15 protein-coding genes are annotated in these 17,255 nt (G+C 59.0%); 7 read left to right on the top strand and 8 right to left on the bottom strand.

Going from position 1 to position 17,255, the window contains the following annotated elements:
- The first annotated feature begins 179 nt into the window (after nt 1–179).
- On the top strand, nt 180–482 hold the full coding sequence (locus CDPAHKCJ_RS06910; protein ID WP_043332474.1) for a hypothetical protein: 303 nt from the start codon (nt 180–182) through the stop codon (nt 480–482).
- A gap of 58 nt (nt 483–540) precedes the next feature.
- Here CDPAHKCJ_RS06910 and CDPAHKCJ_RS06905 read toward each other — a convergent pair whose 3' ends face one another.
- Nucleotides 541–987 (bottom strand): pilin, encoded by a 447-nt coding sequence (locus CDPAHKCJ_RS06905; protein ID WP_166019197.1) that lies wholly within the window; start codon nt 985–987, stop codon nt 541–543.
- Nucleotides 988–1,559: 572 nt separating this feature from the next.
- Here CDPAHKCJ_RS06905 and pilB point away from each other — a divergent pair.
- The 5 genes from pilB (at nt 1,560) to yacG (ending at nt 6,540) form a co-directional block, all read left to right on the top strand.
- Nucleotides 1,560–3,296, top strand: a complete 1,737-nt coding sequence (pilB, locus tag CDPAHKCJ_RS06900) for a type IV-A pilus assembly ATPase PilB (protein WP_166019196.1) — start codon at nt 1,560–1,562, stop codon at nt 3,294–3,296.
- A 177-nt stretch (nt 3,297–3,473) separates the two neighbouring features.
- The gene (locus CDPAHKCJ_RS06895) at nt 3,474–4,712 is read left to right on the top strand and encodes a type II secretion system F family protein (protein ID WP_166019195.1); all 1,239 of its coding nucleotides are present in this window, start codon (nt 3,474–3,476) and stop codon (nt 4,710–4,712) included.
- A gap of 145 nt (nt 4,713–4,857) precedes the next feature.
- On the top strand, nt 4,858–5,655 hold the full coding sequence (locus tag CDPAHKCJ_RS06890; protein ID WP_166019565.1) for an A24 family peptidase: 798 nt from the start codon (nt 4,858–4,860) through the stop codon (nt 5,653–5,655).
- Entirely contained in the window at nt 5,652–6,302 is a 651-nt protein-coding gene (gene coaE, locus CDPAHKCJ_RS06885; protein WP_166019194.1) for a dephospho-CoA kinase, read from the top strand. Before CDPAHKCJ_RS06890 ends, coaE begins: the two co-directional genes overlap by 4 nt.
- Complete coding sequence (yacG, locus tag CDPAHKCJ_RS06880; RefSeq protein ID WP_043332481.1) at nt 6,295–6,540, top strand: DNA gyrase inhibitor YacG; 246 nt, start codon at nt 6,295–6,297, stop codon at nt 6,538–6,540. The genes coaE and yacG overlap by 8 nt, the downstream gene beginning before the upstream one ends.
- A 130-nt stretch (nt 6,541–6,670) precedes the next feature.
- Here the strand turns inward: yacG and CDPAHKCJ_RS06875 are convergent, their stop codons facing one another.
- The 4 genes from CDPAHKCJ_RS06875 to CDPAHKCJ_RS06860 form a co-directional block, all read right to left on the bottom strand.
- On the bottom strand, nt 6,671–7,624 hold the full coding sequence (locus CDPAHKCJ_RS06875; protein WP_166019193.1) for a Nudix family hydrolase: 954 nt from the start codon (nt 7,622–7,624) through the stop codon (nt 6,671–6,673).
- Between the two features lie 107 nt (nt 7,625–7,731).
- Nucleotides 7,732–8,955: a bifunctional glutamate N-acetyltransferase/amino-acid acetyltransferase ArgJ gene (gene argJ / locus CDPAHKCJ_RS06870; RefSeq protein ID WP_166019192.1), complete on the bottom strand. Its 1,224-nt coding sequence runs from the start codon at nt 8,953–8,955 to the stop codon at nt 7,732–7,734.
- An 89-nt stretch (nt 8,956–9,044) separates the two neighbouring features.
- Nucleotides 9,045–11,807 (bottom strand): preprotein translocase subunit SecA, encoded by a 2,763-nt coding sequence (gene secA, locus CDPAHKCJ_RS06865; RefSeq protein WP_166019191.1) that lies wholly within the window; start codon nt 11,805–11,807, stop codon nt 9,045–9,047.
- A gap of 175 nt (nt 11,808–11,982) precedes the next feature.
- On the bottom strand, nt 11,983–12,363 hold the full coding sequence (locus CDPAHKCJ_RS06860) for a hypothetical protein (RefSeq protein ID WP_166019190.1): 381 nt from the start codon (nt 12,361–12,363) through the stop codon (nt 11,983–11,985).
- A 62-nt stretch (nt 12,364–12,425) separates the two neighbouring features.
- Between CDPAHKCJ_RS06860 and CDPAHKCJ_RS06855 the strand changes: the two genes are divergently transcribed.
- Complete coding sequence (locus CDPAHKCJ_RS06855; protein WP_166019189.1) at nt 12,426–12,905, top strand: DciA family protein; 480 nt, start codon at nt 12,426–12,428, stop codon at nt 12,903–12,905.
- Between the two features lie 216 nt (nt 12,906–13,121).
- Here the strand turns inward: CDPAHKCJ_RS06855 and lpxC are convergent, their stop codons facing one another.
- The 3 genes from lpxC to ftsA form a co-directional block, all read right to left on the bottom strand.
- Complete coding sequence (gene lpxC, locus CDPAHKCJ_RS06850) at nt 13,122–14,033, bottom strand: UDP-3-O-acyl-N-acetylglucosamine deacetylase (RefSeq protein ID WP_054555085.1); 912 nt, start codon at nt 14,031–14,033, stop codon at nt 13,122–13,124.
- Between the two features lie 452 nt (nt 14,034–14,485).
- The gene (gene ftsZ / locus CDPAHKCJ_RS06845; protein ID WP_043332494.1) at nt 14,486–15,652 is read right to left on the bottom strand and encodes a cell division protein FtsZ; all 1,167 of its coding nucleotides are present in this window, start codon (nt 15,650–15,652) and stop codon (nt 14,486–14,488) included.
- Nucleotides 15,653–15,692: 40 nt separating this feature from the next.
- Complete coding sequence (gene ftsA, locus CDPAHKCJ_RS06840; RefSeq protein WP_043332496.1) at nt 15,693–16,973, bottom strand: cell division protein FtsA; 1,281 nt, start codon at nt 16,971–16,973, stop codon at nt 15,693–15,695.
- Nucleotides 16,974–17,255 lie beyond the last annotated feature (282 nt).

Below are 17,255 nucleotides of genomic sequence, written 5' to 3'. Positions count from 1 at the left end.
GTGTGGGTTACACTGCAGGCAAAGGCAGACATGACGTCATGCATTTCAGAGGCAGGCTTGGGCAGGCCTGGATTGGCCCTCAGGTTCAAAAGCGCTCAAAGGCATTCCAGGCATCGTCATCCAGACCAGAATTCACGTTCGAACTCAAAGACAGACATCCACCAGACAAGGAGCACGCCATGAGCAACGCATCCGGCGAAATGCACAAGACACGCATCATCAGTGAGCTGAAAGGCTTCATCCGCAAGCTGCTGCAAGACCCGAAGATTCTCGAGCAGTCACTGGTCGTGGCGCGAGCGCGCCTCAAGGAAGGGGCAGAACAAGGAAAGAATGAGCAAGCAGTGCTGGCTATCATCGCCAACGAGATTTCTGACACTACCAGCATCCATATCCCGGAAGATCCGGCAGAGCACTCCGATGCAGACAAGCTGTTCCTGGAGCTGCTGAAGGATGTGGTAGAAGAGGAAGAAGCGCTTTATTGAATGCAATAAAAACCGCCCCCAAGGGCGGTTTTTAACTTCTAGATTTGAACATAAAGCCTTACGCACCAGTACAATCACCCGGAGCAAAGTCTTGGTCGATTGTAGTTGCACAGCTCCAAACACCATCGGTATCACGCGATAAAGTGATAGTAGTAGACTGCACCTGCGGACTAACACCTGTAGCATTGAATGTAAACACTATATCCAATACACCAGCGGCAGTATAATTTGCAACACTAATAGTACCTGAACTACTTGCATCAGCAGCAATACCTAAATCTCGCTCGGTGGCAGCTGCAGCTTCTTCAACTTTTGGCTCTAATCCACGAACCATAATATCTTCTGCATCAGTCTGTACGCTACGAATCGTTGCCAGTGCAGAAGCTGCCTCAGAACGTGCTACATAATTCTGATATTGCGGGATTGCGATAGCCGCCAGAATACCAATAATCGCCACAACGATCATCAGTTCGATCAATGTAAAACCAGATTGTTTGCGTGTCATGGTGTGACTCCCTTGCATTTGCGTAGTGAGATCAGGTCGTACGTCCTGAAACCCCGGTTACCTTCCCTGACCAGCAGGATGTTACAGAAGAATGTCAGTATGGGCGTTTGTTTCTAATGTTCCCAACAACATCTTCATCAGCATAACATCTTGATATCACGGGGTGTCGACCGGACGGGACGAGTGATACCACAGCCACAGTTCAGGTGCCATTGCCATGTCGCAAGACGCTTGCCTGGCGGCGCTGACGGCTGCTTAGCTGTTACAATAGATTACACTCGGTGACATTGCAAGCAACGTAGACAAAAACTTTTTGTTCGAAATTCAGACTCTCTTCAACGTTACTCCCGCCCCACCAGCGTCTGGCTACCTCCCTCCACAAACTCTATCCCCTTCTCATGTCACGAATGCGCCATTCCTAGCGCAGGGCAATCCAGCTACACTCCTCTGCAAGACGATGTTTGTAATACGAAGGCTTGCCGCACCAGAGTTCACGCATAGCGCATCAGCACCTGTTTCACGTTTGAAGCAGCGAGAGTAGGCCCATCGGCAACTGCAACAGGAAGAGTGTCATGCCCCAGTCAGAACACACGCTAAAAGGATTTGCCGCACGACTGGTCGACTCTGGCCTGCTCGAACCACAGGCAGCACAGCTGGCGGAACAGGAAGCCAATGAAGCAGGGGAAAGCCTGTTGCTGCATATCATCGCGCACGGCTTAGTACCGGCACGTGACGCGACATTAGCGGCGGCCTGGGAATATGGCCTGCCGTATGTGGATCTCGATGCCATTCGTATCGACTCGCTACCGTCAATCGAAGAACTGCCCGAGAAGGTGCTGCGCAAGCTGGGCGTATTGCCACTCTATCGCCGTGAGCATCGCTTGACCGTCGGCGTACCTTCCCCATCGACGCTCACGCATCTTGATGAACTGCAGTTTGCCACCGGCTTGTCTATCGAGAGTGTTCTGGTCGCTGCCGACCAGCTGACACCGGCATTGGAGCAATATCTGGAAGCCGGCGAAGAAAGCGCCATGGACATGCTTGGCGGCGAAGGTGAAGCCCTCGATGGCCTGGAGTTCGAGGGCGAACAGGATAACAACAACGATCTTGCCATCACGGCCAGCAGTGACGATGCGCCAGTGGTGCGCTTCGTTCACAAGGTACTGCTGGATGCCATCAAGCGTGGTGCCTCGGATATCCACTTCGAGCCCTACGAATCCACCTATCGCATTCGTTTTCGTATCGATGGCATGTTGATCGAGAACACCCGGCCGCCTTTCAATATGCGTAACCGAATCTCGGCGCGCCTGAAAGTCATGTCGCGCATGGATATTTCCGAGCGCCGTTTACCGCAGGATGGTGCGATCAAACTGCGCCTGTCCAAGTCTCGCTCCATCGATTTCCGCGTCAACACACTGCCCACCGTTTACGGTGAGAAGCTGGTGTTGCGTATCCTCGACCCCAGCTCGGCCAAGATGGGCATCGAGGCGCTGGGCTTCGAACCCGAACAGCGCGCCATGTTCGAGAAGACGCTGGATCAGCCACAGGGCATGATTCTGGTCACTGGGCCTACCGGTAGCGGCAAGACCGTGACGCTCTACACCGGACTGAATATCCTCAATACACCGGAGCGCAATATCTCGACGGCGGAAGATCCGGTCGAACTCAAGGTAGAAGGCGTCAACCAGGTCAACGTGCTACCCAAGATCGGACTGGACTTCGCCTCGGCCCTGCGCGCCTTCCTGCGCCAGGATCCCGATGTGGTGATGGTCGGGGAGATTCGTGACAAGGAAACCGCCGAAATTGCCGTCAAGGCGGCACAGACCGGTCACCTGGTACTTTCTACCTTGCACACCAATTCAGCGCCCGAGACACTGACACGCCTGAGCAACATGGGGATTGCCCCTTTCAACATCGCGAGTTCCGTCTCGTTGATCATCGCTCAGCGCCTTGCGCGTCGCCTATGCACCCACTGCCGCCAGCCAGCGGAGATTCCGCCCGAGGCGATGGCCTCGATGGGCTTCAGTGAAGGCAATGGCTTCAGCGCAGCAGAACTCGAGGCGGCGACCATATTCCGTCCTGTCGGTTGCAGTCAGTGCACGCTGGGTTACAAGGGGCGCGTCGGCATCTATGAAGTCATGCCGATCTCGGATGAGATGAGCCGCTTGATCATGCGCGAGGGCACCGCCATCGAGCTGGCAGACCAGGCGCGCAAGGAAGGGCTTTCAGACCTGAGGCGTAGCGGCTTGCGCAAGGTGATGTCGGGCATGACCTCGCTGGAAGAAGTCAATCGCATCACCAAGGACTGAGCCACTGCTGACAGATCGAGTATAGAGTGGCTCTCCATGGTAACTGACAGCGATCAATACGCCAGATAGCTGACTTTTGCTCAGTCATCAGGCACATTGAAGACAAGATGACCCAGGCATTGATCATGGCTCGACCTTCAATGCCTGCTCCCCATTTATCAGGGAACGATAACTGACATGGCAACTCCCAGAACTGCCAAAAAAGACCAGAAAAAAGCTGGCATAGAAATCTGGCAATGGTCGGGCAAGAACTCGCGCGGCGAAAACGTCAAGGGCGAGCTGATGTCGGCCAATGTCGATCAGGTCAAGAACACGCTGACCAGCCAGGGAATCGTAGTCAAGCGCCTGCGCCAGAAGTCCTCCCTGTTTGGCGGCAGCAAAAAGGTCAGCGGCAAGGATGTCACCATGTTCGCCCGTCAGATGGCGACCATGATCCGTGCTGGCGTACCGGTACTCCAGGCATTTGGCATCGTGGCCGAGAGCATGAAAAGCCCGGGCATGCGTCATCTGGTCGAAGACATGATGAATCAGGTGGGAGCAGGTGCCAGCTTTTCGGAAGCCTTGCGAAAACACCCTCAGCATTTTGATAGTTTATTTACAAACCTGGTTGCAGCAGGTGAGCAAGCGGGTGCATTGGACAAGATGCTTGACCGTGTTGCTACCTATAAAGAAAAAATTGATTCTCTCAAGGCACGAGTAAAGAAGGCCCTTTATTACCCAGCCGCTGTAATATGTGTTGGCTTTGGTGTGACTGCTATTCTATTGATAAAAGTAGTCCCGCAGTTTGAGACTCTTTTCAATGGCTTCGGTGCCGAATTACCTGCCTTTACTCAGTTGACTATAACCATGTCCGAATATGCCCAAAGTTACTGGTATGTAGCTTTAGGAGCAGTGATATTGACTGGCATCTTGATTGCACAAGCAATGAAGCGCTCAGATAAATTTGCGTATGCCATGCATCGCTTCATGCTCAAGGTGCCCGTACTCGGTGACATCCTGGACAAATCGTCCGTTGCTCGCTATTCACGAACATTGGCAACCACATTTCAGGCCGGTGTGCCACTGATTGAATCACTTGATACAGCAGCGGGTGCCACTGGAAGCAAGGTCTATGAGCGCGCGATCGCCCAGATCAAGGAAGATGTTTCTACCGGACAGCAGCTGAATTTTGCTATGCGCAATACGCAATTGTTCCCGACACTGGCGGTACAGATGGTGGCGATTGGCGAGGAATCCGGTTCACTGGATGCCATGCTCAACAAGGTGGCGGATTTCTACGAAGAAGACGTCGACAATAAGGTAGATGCGCTGACCTCATTGCTGGAACCCTTTATCATCGTGGTATTAGGTACTCTTGTCGGCGGCTTGGTCGTCTCTATGTATCTACCTATCTTTGAAATGGGTAATGTTATATAACCATTAAACAAAGTTTATTTTTGGAGACATGGCCGCGCCACTTTTGGGGCGCGGCCATGTCATTTACTGACAAGGAAGACTCGTGGAATCACTCGCCCAACTCTCTCCCACTCTGCAGGCCTGCCTGGCCGGTATATTCGGTTTGATGGTAGGCAGCTTTCTGAATGTCGTCATCACTCGCCTGCCCGTGATGATGATGCGCCAATGGCGCGCCGAGGCCCGCGAGGCATTGGAGCTGGAAGCCGAAGACACACCGCGCTTCAATCTGCTGGTGCCCGCATCACGCTGCCCGGGCTGTGACACGCCGATCAAGTGGCACGACAACCTCCCCATCCTCGGCTGGCTGAAACGGCGTGGCCGCTGCGCCAGCTGCAATACGCGTATCAGCGCCCAGTATCCGCTGGTGGAACTGGCCGGTGGCGCGCTCGGCGCGTCCATCGCCTTGATTTACGGCCTGGAGGCACAGAGCCTGTGGATCTTCGGTGCCTGCCTGACTCTGCTGGTGCTGTCAGTCATCGACTTCCGTACCCAGCTGCTGCCAGATGCCATCACCCTGCCACTACTGTGGGCAGGCCTCGCCTATCAGTTGTTGTTCCAGCCTCTGATGCTACCCAGTGCCGTCATCGGCGCGATGGCGGGCTATCTGGTGCTGTGGAGCTTCTACTGGCTATTCAAGCTGATCACCGGCAAGGAAGGCATGGGCTACGGTGACTTCAAGCTGCTCGCCGCGCTGGGTGCATGGCTCGGCTGGCAGTGGTTGCCGTTGTTGCTGATTCTGTCCGCCGGTCTCGGGGCCGTTCTGGGCATCCTGCTGCAACTGCTGGTACCGCGTCTGCGTGGCGCCCCGATGCCCTTCGGCCCTTACCTGGCGGTTGCCGGCTGGATTGCTCTGCTGTTTGGCACGCCCTTGATGAGCCTCTACCTGAGCGTGATCGGCGCATGACGACGTCCTCTCCAACCCAAGGCCCTATCATCGGGGTCACCGGCGGCATCGGCAGCGGCAAGTCGAGCGTCGCGCGACTGTTCGGCGAGTTGGGCATCCAGTGGGTGGATGCCGATGATGTCTCGCGCGAGATCGTGCGCCCCGGAGAAACCGCTTTGGCCGAGATCATCGCCCACTTCGGCGAGTCGATCGTCACGGCGCAGGGCGAGCTTGACCGCTCCGCACTGCGCGAGCGGATCTTTGCTGCCCCCGAGGAGCGCCAATGGCTGGAGCGCTGCACCCATCCGCGTATCCGGGAGCGGATCGTCGAGCATCTCGCGGCCATGACCAGCCCCTATCGCCTGCTGGTCTCTCCCCTGCTGTTCGAGTCCGGGCAGGACAGCCTCGTCTCACGCACCCTGGTGGTGGATGTCAGCCAGGATATCCAGCTGGCGCGCACGCTGAGTCGCGATGGTGTCAGCGAAGCGCAGGTACGCGCCATCCTCGCCGCCCAGCTACCACGCGAGACACGACTGGCCAAGGCCGACGATGTCATCGACAATGACGGAAGCCAAGCGCATCTTCGTGAACAGGTAGCGGCCATGGATGCCTATTATCGATCACTGAGCGCTCCCCATACACCGTTTCAGGACACCCCTCATGTCTGATGCCACCGCTTCCCACAATGGCAAAACACCATTGACCGTCGCTTGCCCGCAATGCCGTACCGACGTGGTATGGAGTGCCGCCAGCGAGTTTCGCCCCTTCTGCAGCAAACGCTGCCAACTGCTGGACCTCGGTGCCTGGGCTGACGAATCCCACAGCATCGCCGGTGAGCCTGCCATGGATGAGACCAGCATCGACGAGATGGTGGCGCGCATGGAGCGCGACATGCATCAGCAGTAGCGCTCGAGAAAGCCCTGCTGGTTCAGACTGATGCAGCGCTAGACACTCAAGACGCTGGGCATAAAAAAGACCCACGAGGCTAGCCTCGTGGGTCTTTTTTGTTCAGACAACTGCCATCAACGCGCGATCATCATTTCCAGAAATCACGGATCGATGCGATACCCTGCGCACCGACGGCACGTGCGTGATCGCTGTCATAGCGAGACATGCCACCCAGCGCATAGACCGGCATGCACGCCTGTTCGACCAGCCCCTGGAAGTCATGCCAGCCCAGCGGCGGACGCTCCGGATGCGACGGCGTCACACGCAGCGGCGACAGTGACACGAAGTCACATCCCACACGGCCCGCCTGATCCAGCTGCTGCTGATCGTGGGTGGAGGCAGACAGCCACTTGTTGGCGGCAATCGGGCGCTCGCCCTTTTCCGCCAACTCTGCCAGACGCACGCTGGTCAGGTGGATACCATCCGCATCGACCTTGTCGAGCATGGACGGTTCGGCGTTGAGCAGCAGACGAGCACCACGCGCATGACAGATCGCCAGTGCCTTCTCGGCACGCGCGATATAGGCCGCCTCATCCAGCTCCTTGGCGCGCAGCTGGACCAGCCGCACGCCGTCTTCATCCAGTGCACGCGTCAGACGTGTCTCGAAGACGTTTTCATCAGCTTCTTCTGGCGTGATCAGATACTCGCGCGGCAGCGAGACCGCCCGCAGAATCGGCAGATTCGCCGCGGGGAAGGCGTACTTGTAGAGATCCTCGATCTCGACCCAGCGCACTGCCTGCCCTTCACGACCAAAGGGCTCGCCAGTGAACTGACGCGTTTCCCACACATCCAGCAGGATGTGCTTGTCCGGGTATTCGTGATGAATACGGATCAGCGGCTGAGCACGAATGATCTCGATGCCCAGCTCTTCGCACAGCTCACGCTTGAGCGCTTCCAGACCGGTTTCGTAAGGCGCCAGCTTGCCACCCGGAAACTCCCACAAGCCACCCTGATCCACCGTCGAGGGACGACGTGCAATCAGGACCTGGCCCTGTTCGTTTAAGATGGCGGCAGCCGCCACGTGAACCCTTCGCTTCGGCATGATGCCTGTACCTTTGACTCGCGTTGTACATCCGACTCCGCCTCGAGAGGCGAAGCCTGCGGGAGATATTGCATTACCGTTTCAGCGTAAGCCTTCGCCCTCGGGCGTCAGCTACGATAATCAGCGTTGATCGAGACGTAATCGTGGGACAGATCCGATGTCCAGATGCGAGCTTCCTGCTGTCCACGTCCCAAGCGGATGCCAATCACCAGCTCTTCCTCGGCCATGGCGGCACTGCCGGCGGCTTCGGTATAGCTGTCGGCACGGCCGCCCTGTTCGACGATGGTGACGTCATTGAGCGTGATCGCGACACCCGTGACGTCCAGCTCTTCCAGCGGCGCACGTCCGACGGCCGCCAGAATGCGCCCCCAGTTGGCGTCGCTGGCATAGAGGGCTGTCTTGACCAGCGGCGAGTGCGCGACGGTAAAGCCGACGGCACGTGCCTCTTCCTGTGAACGCGCCTCGCTGACCTCGATGGTGACGAACTTGGTCGCCCCCTCGCCATCACGAATGATGGCCTGAGCCAGCTCCAGCATGACCTCCGCCAGAGCGGCCTCGAACGCGATCAGGTCTTCACCCTCGACACGCCCGGCCTGCCCCGTGACAGCTAGCATGCAGGCGTCATTGGTGGAGGTATCGGAATCGACGGTGATGCTGTTGAAGCTCTTGACCACCACCCGGCGCAGCATGGCGTCGAGAGCCGCCTGATCGATGGCGAGATCAGCATCGGTGGCCACGAATCCCAGCATGGTCGCCATGTTCGGACAGATCATGCCGGAGCCCTTGGAGACACCCGCCAGCGTCACGCTCTCGCCATTGCTCAGCGCAAGCGTCCGCCAGCTGCCCTTGGGCCGCGTATCGGTGGTCATGATGCCATGCGCCGCGGCAGACCAGTCGCCCTCACCCAGGTTGGCAAAGGCTGTCGGCAACGCCGCTGTCAGGCGACCCATCGGCAGCGGTTCACCGATCACGCCGGTCGAGAACGGCAGCACTGCCCGGGCATCACAGCCGGCGATCTCCGCCAGGGCCTGGCAGGTCGCGCGAGCATCGGTCATGCCCTGCTCGCCGGTTCCCGCATTGGCATTACCGGTGTTGATCACCAGATAACGCGGTCCTTCGACGCCTGCCGTGAGGTGCTCACGTGCGACATGGACCGGCGCCGCGCAGAAGGCGTTGCGGGTAAAAGTGCCTGCAAGACGCGACCCTGCCTCGAGGGCCATGATCACCAGATCACGACGACCCGGCTTCTTGATACCGGCTTCAGCAACCCCGATCTGAAAGCCGGCAATCGCCGGCATATCAGCGGGAAAAGTGGAAGGCCCTACCGCCATCGCTCACGTCTCCAATCATGGTGTTCTGTGACAACTGCCCCCTGCGAGCCGAATCGACGTGACGCGCAGGGAGGCTGTTTGGCGCAGTGTCAGCTCAGCTTGCCGTGGCACTGCTTGTATTTCTTGCCGGAACCGCACGGGCACGGGTCGTTGCGGCCGACCTTGGGCACATCGCGGCGCATCGGCTCGCCATCGGCCTGACCTTGAGGCTGCGAACCGTACTGTGCCTCGACAACCTCTTCGGCCGCCTGGACACCGTCTTCACTGACCGCATCTTCATCGACACGGCGCGTTTCGGCACTGGCCTGCTCGCGCTCGAGATTGGCACGACGCTCTTCTTCCAGCGTGTCGACCTCTTCCTGGCGACGCACCTGCACGTGGCTGAGAATGCGCACCACATCGGACTTGATGTTGACCAGCAGTGTCTGGAACTGCTCGAACGCTTCGCGCTTGTATTCCTGCTTCGGATTCTTCTGGGCATAACCGCGCAGATGGATACCGCGACGCAGGTTGTCCATGGCCTGCAGGTGCTCCTTCCAGCGCGTGTCCAGCACCTGAAGCATGACCTGCTTCTCGAAGCGGCGCATCAGCTCAGGGCCAACGGCCTCGACCTTCTCGGCATAAAGCGCTTCATGGGCGTCCTGCAGGCGTTCACGCAGGGTTTCCTCATGGAAGTGCTCGTCCTCTTCCGCCCACTGCACCAGCGGCAGGTCGAGATTGAAATCGGTCTTGAGGTCGTTCTCGAGGCTCGGCAGATCCCACTGTTCCGGCAGGCTCTGAGGCGGTACACGCAGGGAGATGGCGTCATCGAGCACTTCACGACGGATGCCGGCGATGTTTTCGGCGATCTCGTCGGCTTCGAGGATGTCGTTGCGCTGCTCGTAGATCACGCTGCGCTGGTCATTGGCCACATCATCGTACTCAAGCAGCTGCTTGCGCACGTCGAAGTTGCGACCCTCGACCTTCTTCTGCGCGCGCTCGACGGCATTGGAGACCATCTTGTGCTCGATGGCTTCGCCCTTCTCGAGCCCCAGCGCCCCCATCAGACGCTGCACGCGATCAGAACCGAACAGGCGCATCAGACTGTCTTCAAGCGACAGGAAGAAGCGCGTGGAGCCCGGGTCACCCTGGCGACCGGCACGTCCGCGCAGCTGGTTGTCGATACGGCGTGACTCGTGACGCTCGGAGCCGATCACGTGCAGGCCGCCCGCCGCCAGCACCGCTTCGTGACGCTCCTGCCAGCCATGCTTGATCTCGTTGATCTGCTCTTCGGTCGGCGCTTCCAGCGCGGCCAGCTCAGCTTCCCAGTTGCCACCCAGCATGATGTCGGTACCACGACCGGCCATGTTGGTCGCGATGGTCACGGCACCCGGACGGCCCGCCTGGGCGATGATGGCAGCCTCGCTGACGTGCTGCTTGGCGTTCAGGACGTGATGCTTGACACCCGCCTTGTGCATCATCTGCGACAGCAGCTCGGAGGTCTCGACCGAGGCGGTACCCACCAGCACCGGACGGCCTTCCGCGACCTTCTCGCGGGCATCCTCGATGATGGCGTTGAACTTCTCTTCCGCGGTCAGGTAGACCAGATCATTCATGTCCTTGCGCGCGATGGGCTTGTTGGTCGGGATGACCATCACGTCGAGGTTGTAGATCTGACGGAATTCGAAGGCCTCGGTATCGGCCGTACCGGTCATGCCGGACAGCTTGTCGTAGAGACGGAAGTAATTCTGGAAGGTCGTGGATGCCAGCGTCTGGCTTTCCTTCTGGATGGCAACGCCTTCCTTGGCCTCGACCGCCTGGTGCAGACCTTCGGACCAGCGACGACCGACCATGGTACGCCCGGTGTGCTCATCGACGATGACCACTTCGCCGTTGTTGACGATGTAATCCACGTCACGCACGAACAGGTTCTGGGCACGCAGCGCAGAGTGCACATGGTGCAGCAGGCTCAGGTTCTGGGCCGCATACAGGGAATCCTCTTCCCCGAGCAGCTCCTGGGCACGCAACAGCGCCTCGACCTTCTGGTGGCCGAACTCGGTCAGCTCGACCTGCTTCTGCTTCTCGTCGAGGGTGAAGTCGCCGCTTTCCGGATCTTCCTCATCGCTGCACTGCTCGAGCTCGCGTGCCATGCGATCGATGATCTTGTAGAGGTCGGTATTCTCTTCCACCGGACCGGAGATGATCAGCGGCGTGCGCGCCTCATCGATCAAAATGGAGTCGACCTCATCGATGATGGCGAAGTGCAGCTTGCGCTGGACCTTGTCTTCCAGCGAGAAGGCCATGTTGTCGCGCAGGTAATCGAAACCGTATTCGTTGTTGGTGCCGTAGGTGATATCGGCCTGATAGGCGGCGCGCTTGTCTTCGTTGGGCTGGCCGGAGTAGATGACACCGACACTCAGGCCGAGGAATTCATACAGCGGACGCATCCAGTTGGCGTCACGGGTGGCCAGATAGTCGTTGACCGTCACCACGTGGACGCCTTCGCCTGTCAGTGCGTTCAGATAGACCGCCAGTGTTCCCACCAGCGTCTTGCCCTCACCGGTCTTCATCTCGGCGATGCGGCCTTCGTGCAGCGCCATGCCGCCGACCATCTGGGTATCGAAGTGACGCATGCCCATGATGCGCTTGCTGGCCTCACGCACGGTTGCAAAGGCTTCCGGCAGCAGCTTGTCGAGATTTTCCCCTTGCGCGAGACGCTCGCGGAATTCCGCGGTCTTGGCTGTCAGCGCCTCATCGGAGAGCGGCTCAAGCTCGCTCTCGAGCGCATTGATCGCGTTGACCCGCTTGCGCAGGCGCTTCACTTCGCGATCGTTCTTGGAACCCACTACCTTGGTCAGGAATTTACCCAGCATATTCTGTCCTTGTACGTGACCCGTGGACGGGTCACGCCTTCACATGTCATGACACTCAAGCGCTGCCGCCAAATGCGATGACAGGCAGCTCGATGTGGCCCGAGGCCCATCAGGCATTACGCTCGAAAGAGAAAACGAACCTCATCATCCGCGGCGCGAACGATGAACGGGGGTGTCAGGACAGAATGGGCGGCGCACGCGGCGCGATGGCATTGACGAGGCCACGCAGCAGGACGCGCGTGCAGGAGACGAAGGAGCGTTGGCGTGGGAGGTTGGGACTGGCCTGGGGCACACGACGCACCCGCTTGCGCAGGCAGCGCAGCCCCTGGCGACGACTTTCGGCACGAATCACCGCGGGTGCCAGCAACTGGATGCTGGCCAGCGTCAGATTGACACGCTCAACCTGAGCCGCGCTCAGTCCAGCGGGGAACAGACAGCTGAGCAGCAGGCCTGCCAGCAGCCAGCGCGGCGCCGTGCGTACCGTCCAGCGACGCGAAGCGCCGCTACCGGAATCCGGTAACGCACGAGGGCGTGCTGTGGCATCGACAGGGCTCATGCTGTTGCCGGACTCCCGCTCATGATAGATTGCCGGAAATCACTGAACCGGCATGCAAGCCCATGAGTATAAAGGCTAAGCGTTTCCGCGCCCAGCCCGCGGCGCGCCTGTTGAACGGCAAGGGGCAACTTGGCAACGTCATGCGCCAGGCGCGCATGCTCGAGCAGGCCCAGTTGCACCTGCGTGCTGCACTGCCCAAAGACATGCAGGAACAGGTCTTCGTCGGCGGCTATCACGATGACACCTTGACGTTGATCACTAGCCGCGCCTCCTGGCTGACCTGGCTGCGCTATGAGCAGCGCCGCCTGATCAGTGTGCTGCGCGAGCTTCCAGAACTCGCCACCCTCGCGCGCCTGGCCTTCAAGGTCCGCCCGATCCGCCCGGCCTTCGTGCCCGCACGCCAACCACGCCACCTCCCAGAAGCTGCCGCGGAACACCTGCTGGATTGCGCCTCACATACCCGGGACGACCGTCTGCGCCTCGCCTTGGAGCGACTGGCAGCTCACGCATCGGATTCGAGCGACGACACCGAGACGCCCTGAGCCAACTCACACATTGCTTGTCTTGCATGCAAACAGCCGCGCCGCCCGGAAGGGCGGCGCGGCTGTTGTCGTTTCCATCTCCGGCTGGCTAAGGCCGGAGCAGGGCTGTCAGGCTGGACGGGCTAGGTCACAGTGTTCTGCTCGTACTGTCTCTCTGAGTGCTTTTCTTCTGAAATACCTCGTCTTGCAGCTTTCGAGGATGTCATTGACCTCGACTCAGACGGCAAGCGCCGGAGAAGCATAGGAAATCGGCATCGCATCGGAGTTCTCGAAGGTGACGATCTCATAGCTGTCGGCATTTTCCAGCAGCGCGCGGCACAGCATGTTGTTGAGGCCATGACCGGACTTGTAGCCACGGAACTCACCAATGATGCTGTGACCCAGCTGATAGAGGTCACCGATGGCGTCCAGCACCTTGTGCTTGACGAACTCATCGTCGTAACGCAGGCCTTCATCGTTGAGGATGCGATAGTCATCGACGACGATGGCGTTGTCGAGGCTTCCGCCCAGCGCGAGGTTCTGGGAGCGCAGGAACTCGAGATCACGCATGAAACCGAAGGTGCGCGCGCGCGATACTTCCTTGACGAAGGAGGTAGTAGAGAAGTCGACCGTGGTGGTCTGCTTCTGCTGCTCGAACACCGGGTGATCGAAGTCGATGGCGAAGGATACCTTGAAGCCGTTGTGCGGCAGGAAGGTCGCAACCTTGTCACCATCACGCACTTCGATCTCGCGCTTGATGCGGATGAACTTCTTGAGCGACGACTGCTCCTGAATACCAGCGGACTGGATCAGGAAGACGAACGGACCCGCGCTGCCATCCATGATCGGCACTTCCGGCGCGGACAGCTCGACGAAGCAATTGTCGATGCCCAGACCAGCGAAGGCGGACATCAGGTGCTCGACGGTCGTCACCTTGGCTTCACCGTTGGAAACGGCGGTGCACATGGTAGTGTCACGGACGCTCATCGCATCGGCACGGATATGAGCCTGCGGCTCGAGATCGGTGCGGATGAAGACGATGCCGGTATTGACCGGAGCAGGACGCAGCGTCAGGTAAACCTTGTCACCTGAGTGCAGACCAACGCCTGTGGCGCGGATCGTATTCTGGAGTGTTTTTTGTCGAATCATAGGGAGATAGCCAGTCAGCCTGAATTTGGAAACAGTGTTCATGATAACAGCAATGCAGGAATTCAACAAATTGTCACCTGCCGCTGTTAGGGAAATTCAACATTGCCTTTCGAGCACCATTGAGGCTGATCCGCGCGCCTGCTGGCCTCATGCTGAGTATGAACACGCAATCACCAAACAGTTCTCACTCGCACTGCCATAAAACGATAATCAATGTGCAAGACAGCTTGAAGGCCTCTCCTCCTTACGCACCCACAGCACTGGCGGATGCACCCGCGACGCACAGGCAGCGCCCCGCACCAGCAGCGAAAGGCCCTTTTTGTCTGCCCCGGAAACGACTTCACCCACCCGGGAAGCCCCGGGTGGGTGAAGTCAGACTCACGATGAGCCGTGTCATCTCAGACTTATGCCGACTGGCACATGAGCGTCAATGACATGTCAGTCAGTGCGCATCAGTCAGCCTGGCGACGCAGGAAGGCCGGGATATCGAGATAGTCATCCATATCACGCGACTTGCGCGGCTCCGACTTCTTGGCTGCCGCTTCCTGCTCTTCCTTGGCCTGACGGGTGACCGTCGGCGTCTGCAGGCTGCGGTAGTCCGCCGGCTTCTCGACGGTACGCTTGGCCGGTGCCGTTTCACGCGCCGCTGGCTTCTCGACGCGACCGTCGAGACCTGCCGCCACGACAGTGACACGCAGCTCGTCGGTCATGTCCATATCGATGGATGTCCCGACCACGATGGTGGCGTCCGGAGAAGCGAACTCCTGCACGGTGGCACCCACATCGTTGAATTCACCGATGGAGAGGTCCGGGCCCGCCGTGATGTTGACCAGGATACCGCGCGCGCCGTGCAGATCGATGTCTTCGAGCAGCGGGCTGCGAATGGCCTTCTCGGCGGCTTCACGAGCACGGTTCTCACCGATGGCGTCACCGGTACCCATCATCGCCATGCCCATCTCGGACATGACAGTGCGCACGTCGGCGAAATCGACGTTGATGATGCCCGGGCTGGTGATCAGCTCCGCGATCCCCTGCACGGCACCCAGCAACACGTCGTTGGCGGCGCTGAAGGCACTCAGCAGGCTAGCGCTCTTGCCAAGCACAGACAGCAGCTTCTCGTTGGGGATGGTGATCAGGGAGTCGACGTGCTCGGAGAGCTCCTTCATGCCCTGCTCTGCCGCCTTCTGACGACGCGGCCCTTCGAACGGGAACGGACGCGTGACGACGGCCACGGTCAGGATGCCCAGTTCCTTGGCGACCTGCGCCACGACAGGAGCACCGCCGGTACCGGTACCACCCCCCATGCCAGCCGTGATGAAGACCATGTCGGCGCCTTGCAGCAGCTCGACGATACGCTCACGGTCTTCCATCGCGGCCTGGCGGCCCACTTCCGGGTTGGCGCCAGCGCCAAGCCCCTTGGTGATTTCACTGCCCAGCTGCAGGACAGTCTTGGCGGCCACGCGCTTGAGCGCCTGAGCATCGGTGTTGGCGCAGATGAACTCGACGCCTTCGATATTGCTCTCGACCATGTGATTGACGGCGTTACCACCGCCGCCGCCAACACCGATCACCTTGATGACCGCGCTGCTGGAGGGTGCGTTATCTACCAGTTCGAACATATGCCCTGTCTCCTGGATCACAGTCTTTCTGTAATCCCTGTCAGAAATTTCCCTTGAACCAGCCCTTGATCCGCTCCAGCGTGGAGGTGTCGTGCTCTTGGCCGTGAACGCGTCGCGCGGCAGATTCCTCTCTGCGCACCGCGACGGTCGTCGACGATGGCGTGTGCCGCTCCTGTTTCATCCCATAATGTAGCAAACCCACACCCGTGGAATAAATCGGATTGCGGACCACATCCGCCAGTCCACGCACATTTTGCGGGCAAGCGATGCGAACCGGCATGTGGAAGATCTCCTCCGCCAGCTCAACGACACCTTCCATGCGTGACGTTCCACCCGTCAGAACCACGCCCGCAGCCACGAGATCTTCATAGCCACTGCGACGCAACTCATCGCGGACCAGGGTGAACAGTTCCTCATACCTGGGCTCGACCACTTCAGCCAACGCTTGACGGGACAGATCACGTGCCGGTCGGTCACCGACACTCGGCACCTTGATCGTCTCGTCGCTGGAGGCCAGCTGGGTCAGGGCACAGGCATACTTGACCTTGATTTCCTCTGCATATTGCGTCGGTGTGCGCAGCGCCATGGCGATGTCATTCGTGACCTGATCACCCGCGATGGGGATCACAGCCGTATGACGAATGGCACCTTCGGTGAAGACGGCGATATCCGTGGTACCACCGCCGATATCCACCATGCACACACCCAATTCACGCTCATCCTCGGTCAGAACCGCATGACTCGAGGCGAGCTGCTCGAGAATGATGTCGTCGACTTCGAGCCCGCAGCGACGCACGCACTTCTCGATATTCTGCACGGCATTCAGTGCGGCAGTGACCAGGTGAACGCGCGCCTCAAGGCGCACCCCGGACATGCCCAATGGCTCGCGAATACCTTCCTGACGGTCAATGGCATATTCCTGCGGCAGCACGTGAAGAATGCGCTGACCTTCAGAAATCGCTCGAGCGCGTGCCGAGTCGATCACGCGTTCGATATCAGACGGCGTCACTTCGCGATCCTTGATCGCCACGACACCATCGGAATTCATCGAACTGATATGACTGCCGGCGATGCCCACATATACCGAGTGGATATCGCAGCCGGCCATCAGCTCAGCCTCCTCCACTGCGCGCTGAATCGACTGTACGGTCGATTCGATGTTGATCACCACACCCTTCTTCATGCCACGTGAAGGGTGGGAGCCAATTCCCGCAATTTCGATACCGCCATCATCGGTCGGCTGACCCACGATCGCGACTACCTTGGAGGTTCCGATGTCCAGCCCGACCACCATATCCTGTGATTTGGAATGTCCTGCCATAGGTCGGGCCAGCTCCTTGATTCTGGTTCATCATGAAAATAATTGCGCGCTTTGACAGACAACATGTCTGCCGCACCACCCAGAACGGGTTTACGTTCCGTTTAACCCGTACAGAGGGATTTGACTTCCCAGTATAGGAGCAGCCACTTGGGGCATACCAGCCTAAAATACCGAGGGGCGCAAATCCCCGCTAGAATAGGCGGGATTGACGACAAATGAAACTGGCGATATCGCCATTTTGCTAATACTCACACGCAAATGAAGCATGTAGTGAGTGTCGCC

The sequence above is a fragment of the Cobetia sp. MB87 genome (assembly GCF_011319755.1).
Lineage (GTDB): Bacteria > Pseudomonadota > Gammaproteobacteria > Pseudomonadales > Halomonadaceae > Cobetia.
The sequence above is the reverse complement of the archived record's forward strand: the minus strand, read 5'-3'. Positions and strand labels throughout refer to the sequence as shown.